This window comes from Inquilinus sp. (assembly GCF_057815775.1).
Map to the genome: position 1 here is coordinate 1 of NZ_JBYRFX010001186.1, position 3,096 is coordinate 3,096.

The 3,096-nt window shown below is 70.3% G+C and carries 5 protein-coding genes; 1 reads left to right on the plus strand and 4 read right to left on the minus strand.

Annotated elements, in window-relative coordinates; all coding sequences use genetic code 11:
* The 3 genes from AC3XYG_RS42280 to AC3XYG_RS42290 form a co-directional block, all read right to left on the minus strand.
* Nucleotides 1-429: ABC transporter permease subunit (locus AC3XYG_RS42280; RefSeq protein ID WP_489145926.1), on the minus strand; the 429-nt coding region annotated here is incomplete at its 3' end.
* The gene (locus AC3XYG_RS42285; protein ID WP_489145927.1) at nucleotides 426-1,094 is read right to left on the minus strand and encodes an amino acid ABC transporter permease; all 669 of its coding nucleotides are present in this window, start codon (nucleotides 1,092-1,094) and stop codon (nucleotides 426-428) included. The genes AC3XYG_RS42280 and AC3XYG_RS42285, both read right to left, overlap by 4 nt.
* Before the next feature lie 16 nt (nucleotides 1,095-1,110).
* Complete coding sequence (locus tag AC3XYG_RS42290; protein ID WP_489145928.1) at nucleotides 1,111-1,914, minus strand: transporter substrate-binding domain-containing protein; 804 nt, start codon at nucleotides 1,912-1,914, stop codon at nucleotides 1,111-1,113.
* A gap of 127 nt (nucleotides 1,915-2,041) precedes the next feature.
* Between AC3XYG_RS42290 and AC3XYG_RS42295 the strand changes: the two genes are divergently transcribed.
* Nucleotides 2,042-2,251 carry a YqaE/Pmp3 family membrane protein gene (locus tag AC3XYG_RS42295; RefSeq protein WP_489145929.1) on the plus strand — a complete coding sequence of 70 codons (210 nt, stop codon included), beginning with the start codon at nucleotides 2,042-2,044 and terminating at the stop codon, nucleotides 2,249-2,251.
* A 156-nt stretch (nucleotides 2,252-2,407) separates the two neighbouring features.
* Here the strand turns inward: AC3XYG_RS42295 and AC3XYG_RS42300 are convergent.
* On the minus strand, nucleotides 2,408-3,096 hold a 689-nt coding region (locus AC3XYG_RS42300), incomplete at its 5' end, for an MFS transporter (protein ID WP_489145930.1).

Consider the following 3,096-nt stretch of genomic DNA (forward strand, 5'->3'; position numbering starts at 1 on the left):
GGCGACGCGCAGCGCCTGCGGCAGGATCACGAGCCGCAGCTGCTGCGGCCAGCTCAGCGCCAGGGCCCGCGCCGCCTCCCACTGGCCGCGCGGCACGCTGTCGATGGCACCGCGCCAGATCTCGGCCAGGAAGGCGGCGGCGTAGAGGGTCAGGGCCACCGCGGCCGCGGCCAGCGGCGGCAGGTCGAGGCCGACCAGCGCCAGGCCGAAGAAGCACAGGAACAGCTGGATCAGCAGCGGCGTGCCCTGGAACAGCTGGATGTAGACCCCGGCCAGCCGTTGGGCCCAGCGCTTGGCCGACAGGCGCAGCAGCAGGATGCCGGCGCCGGCCAGGAAGCCGCCGAGGAAGGCGATCAGGCTCAGCAGCACGGTCCAGCGCGCCGCCAGCAGCAGGTTGCGCAGGATGTCCCAGGTGGTGAACTGGGTCATGCCGTGGCCTGCCTGTGGCGGAACAGCCGCCGCGCCACCCGGTTCGACGCCAGGCGCAGGGCGATGGCGAGCACGAGGTAGATGGCGCCGACCATCAGATAGGTCTCGAAGCTCAGGAAGGTGCGGGACTGGATGAAGCTGCCGGCGAAGGTCAGCTCGCGCACCGCGATCTGCGACACGACGGAGGAGCCGAGCATGATGATGACGAACTGGCCTGCCAGCGACGGGTACACCTTCTCCAAGGCCGGGATCACGATCACCAGCCGGAAGGTGCGCCAGCGCGACAGGCCCAGGCTGGCCCCGGCCTCCCACAGCCCGCGGCCGACCCCGTCCAGCCCGGCGCGCACGATCTCGGTGGAATAGCCGCCGAGGTTGACGATCATGGCCAGCAGCGCCGCCTCCAGGCTGCCCAGCCGGATGCCCAACCGCGGCAGGCCGAAGAACACGAAGAACAGCTGCACGATGAAGGGGGTGTTGCGGATCACCTCGACATAGGCGCCGACCCTGACCCGCACCGGCCAGCGGCGGGAGCGGCGGCCGAGCGCGCCGAACACGCCCAGCGTCAGCCCGCCCGCGATGGCGGCCAGCGTCAGCACGATGGTCAGCCCGATTCCCTGCAGGATCAGGCTTGCATAGCCGAGCAGGTCGGCGAAATGGAAGGTCAAGTCCGGGCCTGTGCGGTCAGACCGGCAGATCGCCCGGCAGGGCCGCGCCCAGCCACTTCCGGCTGATCGCGTCCAGCCGGCCATCCTGCTTCGCCGCGGCGATGATGGCGTCGATCTTCGCCAGCAGCTTGGGCTCGCCCTTGTTCAGCCCGATGAAGCAGGGCGACTGGCTCAGGATGAATTTCGGCTCCGGCTTCACATCCGGGTCGCGCGCCAGGATCGCGGCGGCGACGACATTGCCGGTGGCGATCAACTGGGTCTGGCCGGACAGGAAGGCGGCGATCGTGGTGTTGTTGTCTTCGAAGCGCTGGATATCGGCATCGGCCGGCGCGATCTTCGAGATCGCCAGGTCCTCCAGCGCGCCGCGGGTGACGGCGACGGTCTTGCCCGAGAGGTCCTCGACCTTGGTGACCGCCGCATCGGCCGGGCCGTAGACGCCGGAGAAGAACGGCGCATAGGCGCTGGAGAAATCCATCACCTTCGCCCGTTCCTCGTTCTTGCCGAGGCTGGAGATGATCAGGTCGACCTTGTGGGTCTGCAGATAGGGCAGCCGGTTTGCACTGGTCACGGGCACCAGCTCGACCGTCACGCCCAAATCCTGGGCAATCAGGGTGGCCATGTCGATGTCGTAGCCCTGCGGCTGCAGGTCTGCGCCGGCCGAGCCGAAGGGCGGGAAATCCTGCGGCACGGCGATGCGGATCGTCTTGGCCGCCATCACGTCGTCCAGCCCGTCGGCCGCGGCCGGCAGCGCCGTCGCGGCCAGGCCGGCCGTCACCACCAGGCCGCACAGCAGCCCTCTTCCCCAAGCGACCAGAGACATCCGCGGCTTCCCATTCCCACCGGCGCGCCCGTCGCGCCATCGAACCTGGGATGGGGTGTCAGCAAGCGGCATGCCAGAGCGGCCGGAAACATCGGGTTACACGACCGGCCTTGCCCCAGCGGGGCTGATGGGCCTAGGCAAGGGCTGGTTTCACCACCGGGCCCGGCCCTTGGTCACGCTGCTGTACATCCTGGCGTTCCTCTGCCCGCCGCTCGCCGTCTATCTCGACATCGGCGCGGGGTCGGAGCTGCGGCTGAATATCATCCTGACGATCCTGGGCTGGATCCCGGGCGTCATCCACGCGCTCTACATCCTGTCGATCCACCCGCCGCACTGAGAGACCGCCTGTAAATGCTACTGGCGAGGCCGTCTGACGGCGGTTTCTGTGCTTCCGGTGCTCACGGACCCAAACGTCCGCTGCGCGCCGGTTCTCGAGACCACCGCCAGCCGACTCACGCCAGCGCATTTCCAAACGGTCTCTGGCCACACCGCCTCACTCCGCGGCAGGGACCTCCGCCGGGATCAGGTCCGGCTCCGGCACCGTGCGCGACAGGAAGCCGAAGACGACGGCGGCCGAAACCACGGTGATGGCGGCCAGCACGAACAGCAGCCCGTGAAAGGCGTTGCCATAGGCCTGGACCAGCAGCGCCGGTCCCGCCTGCGGCAGGGCGGCGGCCGCCGCCTGCAGGTCGCCCATCGCCAGCCGTTGCGCCGCCAGGGTCAGCGTCGCCGCGTCGGCCGGGCCGGACACCGCCTCCAGCCCCGTCCGGGCGAAGCCGGCCAGGATGGCGCCGACCACGGCCAGGGCAATGCCTTCGCCGGCGACGCGGGTGGTGCTGAAGATGCCGGCGGCCATGCCGGCGCGTTCCTTCGGCACGACGCTGACCGCCAGCGCGTCCATCAGGCCCCAGGGCAGGCTGATGCCCAGGCCGATCACCAGCAGCGGCGGCACCATCGCCGCGGCGGCCATGCCCGGCGGCACCTGGGACAGCAGCACCAGCCCGCCGGCGGTGACCAGCAGCCCGGCGCCGCACAGCACGCCGGCGGAGACCCAGCGGGTCAGCAGCGCCGCCAGCATCGGCACCACCAGCATCGGCCCGCACAGCGCCATCATCATCCAGCCGGCGCCGATGCCGCCCCAGCCCTCGATGCCGACGAAGCGTAGCGGCAGCAGGATCAGCA